Origin of the sequence: Steroidobacter sp. (genome assembly GCF_016790065.1) — a bacterium.
GTDB lineage: Bacteria > Pseudomonadota > Gammaproteobacteria > Steroidobacterales > Steroidobacteraceae > Steroidobacter.
Genome location: NZ_JAEUPY010000281.1, coordinates 1 through 2781, shown reverse-complemented (window position 1 = coordinate 2781; position 2781 = coordinate 1). Strand labels below are relative to the sequence as shown.

General features: G+C 62.2%; 3 protein-coding genes. 2 read left to right on the top strand and 1 reads right to left on the bottom strand.

The genetic code is table 11. From position 1 onward, the window contains the following. Window positions 1-374, top strand: a 374-nt coding sequence (locus JNL55_RS12075) for an alpha/beta hydrolase family protein (RefSeq protein ID WP_293853122.1), incomplete at its 5' end; no start/stop codon positions are given. Further along, window positions 371-2542, top strand: a complete 2172-nt coding sequence (locus JNL55_RS12070) for a S9 family peptidase (RefSeq protein WP_293853120.1) — start codon at window positions 371-373, stop codon at window positions 2540-2542. The genes JNL55_RS12075 and JNL55_RS12070, both read left to right, overlap by 4 nt. 39 nt (window positions 2543-2581) lie before the next feature. Here JNL55_RS12070 and JNL55_RS12065 read toward each other — a convergent pair. Continuing rightward, on the bottom strand, window positions 2582-2781 hold a 200-nt coding region (locus JNL55_RS12065), incomplete at its 5' end, for a sensor histidine kinase (protein ID WP_293853118.1).

The window sequence follows — 2781 nt, the reverse complement described above, 5'->3', positions numbered from 1 at the left end:
ACGTGTTCGCGGCAGGGGTCAGCATCGTGGGTGTCGCAGACTGGCAGATGGAAATGGAGCTCGACGATGGGCAGCCGTTGGCGTTTCGTACTTCGTTACGCTCGCCCTATGAAGATCTCGCATTCGCTTCTTCGGCGAACTCGCAATTGGAACGCTGGCGTGCGCCGATCCTGTTCGTCAATGGCGATGACGATCACAGCGGCTGGCTGAGGCAAGCCATTCAGCTCGGACAAAGCCTGCGACAACGAGGCGTCGAGGTTGAAAGCTGGGTGGAGCCGGGCGGTACGCATGGCGGGGTATCGCAGCGTCACGTGTTGGAACGCGTTCGCCGCGTCATCGAGTTCTTCGACCGGCGTCTGGAGAACGGCAAATGAGCGGCGCACGGCTTCGGCGGCGCTGGCCGGTGTTGGCGTTGATGGTGTCGACGCTGATTAGCGCGACAGCTTCGCTTGCCAGCACCGATAGTCACTTCACGCTCGAACAGATTCGTAGCGTGCCGTACTCGGAATCGTTGACAGCTGCGGCCGCGGCTGCGCGGATTGCATGGGTTTCTAACGATCGAGGTCGACGCAATGTCTGGGTGGCGAGCGCGCCGGACTACGCACCGCGCCGTCTGACTGAATACAACGACGACGATGGCCAAGCCCTTTCCAGTGTGTCGTTGTCGAGCGATGGCGCGAACGTCGTGTATGTGCGTGGCGGCGACCATGGTGCTAATTGGGATGAGAGCGTGCCGGTCAATCCCTCCTCACATCCGCAGGGCGGACAGGTTGCCATCTGGAGCGTGCCGTATGCGGGCGGCGTACCGCGTTTGATCGGCGAAGGGGACTATCCGACGATCTCGCCGGAGGGAACGCGTGTTGCTTTCATCAAGGAGGGCCAAGCGTGGCTCGCTGCCATCGATGGCTCGACAGCGGCTCGACGCTTGTTCGCAGAGCGTGGCCAGACCAGCGACTTGCGATGGTCGCCCGACGGCACGCGGCTGGCCTTCGTTTCCAAGCGAGAGAGTCATTCGTTCGTCGGCGTCTACCGTGACGATGCCACTGCCATCTCATGGCTCGCACCCGGAGTGAGTCGCGACGAATCGCCGCGCTGGTCGCCGGATGGAAAGCAGATCGCCTTCGTGCGCACGCCGGGCGATGGCGGAGCGCCCCCGGCGGCGACACCGTTTACGATCCGACCGTGGTCAATCTGGGTGGCGGAGGTCGCTACCGGACGAGCCAGCAGACTGTGGCAGAGCGGTGCGGGTTTGAGGGATTCATGGCCGGACGCGTTCCTGGATTGGATGGGCGCACAGCATGTCGTCTTTCAGTCTTATCACGACGGCTGGCAGCATGTGTACGCCGTGCCTCGCTCTGGTGGCGCCGCTCGTTTGCTGACGCCGGGCGATTACATGGTGGAGAGCGTGGCGCTGAGCCCGGATCGTTCGCGTCTGCTGTTCAGCGCCAATACTGGCGACGAGCCGGACGATATCGATCGACGTCATATCTATGAGATGTCGTTGACGATGTCGCGGCCGCGCGCACTGACTCGTGGCGTTGGCTTGGAATATTCGCCGGTCGTCTCGGCCAATGGCGCAGTTGCCTTCTTAGGGGCGACGGCGCATCGACCGCCGCGTCCAGCCATCATGACTCCGGGAGCAACCGCGCCGCGTTGGTTGGGCGCTGTCTCGTCAATGGATGAGCGGCTGCTGTCCAAGCTGGTGGTACCGAGTCGAGTGCAGTGTCTGGCGGAGGATGGAGTGATCGTCCGCGGCCAACTGTTTCAACCGCGCGAACAGTCGGCGAAAGGGCCTGCCGTCGTCCACGTTCATGGCGGGCCGCGCCGGCAGATGCTGCTCGGCTGGCATTCGATCGAGTACTACGGCAATCAGTACGCCATCAATCAGTACTTGGCCAGCCAAGGGTTCACGGTGCTGGCGCTGAACTATCGATTGGGTATTGGTTACGGTCACGACCTGAATTATCCGTCGCATGCGGGCCGAAACGGCGCAGCCGAGTTGAAGGATGTGCGCGCGGCAGGAAAATACTTGCAGGCGCTGCCTCGCGTGGATGCCGCTCGCGTCGGAATCTATGGAGTCTCTTACGGTGGCTATCTCACATCGATGGCGCTCGCGCATGATTCGAAACTGTTCGCCGCGGGGGTCGACATCCACTGCGTGCACGACTGGGTCATGATCTACGACATGAAGCAGCCCTTGCGGACTTCACGTTATGAGATCCCGCCGGGAACCCAGGAAGCAGTCGACCTGGCTTGGCGCTCGTCACCGGTGTCCTCGGTGACGACCTGGAAGTCGCCGGTGTTGTTCATTCATGGCGACGACGATCGCAATGTCCGCTTCAGCCAGACGATCGACCTCACCCGCCGCCTGGACACGGCAGGCGTGTATCACGAGACGCTCGCGTTGCCCGACGAAACGCACCATATCCTGCGCTTTGCCAATGAGCTCAAAATGAACCTGGCGACCGTGGAATTCTTGGCGCGGATGCTGGGCTCACCCAGAAAGCTCGAGCGGGACGACTCAGGTCGTAGCGCTCCGTGATTCGGCAGATCACGCAGATCCAGAACGGAGGCGCAGTTCTCAGGCATCCGCGCCGACGGGAATCTCGAACACCACTCGCAAGCCGCGGCCCTCGCCGCCAGTTTCGGCTCGAATCCAGCCGTGATGCAATTGCACGATGCTGCGGCAGATTGCCAGCCCGAGACCGCTGCCGCTATCGTCTTCGCCGCTCGGCGCGGCTATGCGTACGAAGCGCTCGAAGATCTTTTCTTGCAGCTCGA

What these genes read in the sequence shown, in the direction of transcription:
- JNL55_RS12070 (WP_293853120.1), top strand. Translation starts at nt 371, where the DNA reads ATGAGCGGCGCACGGCTTCGGCGGCGCTGGCCGGTGTTGGCGTTGATG.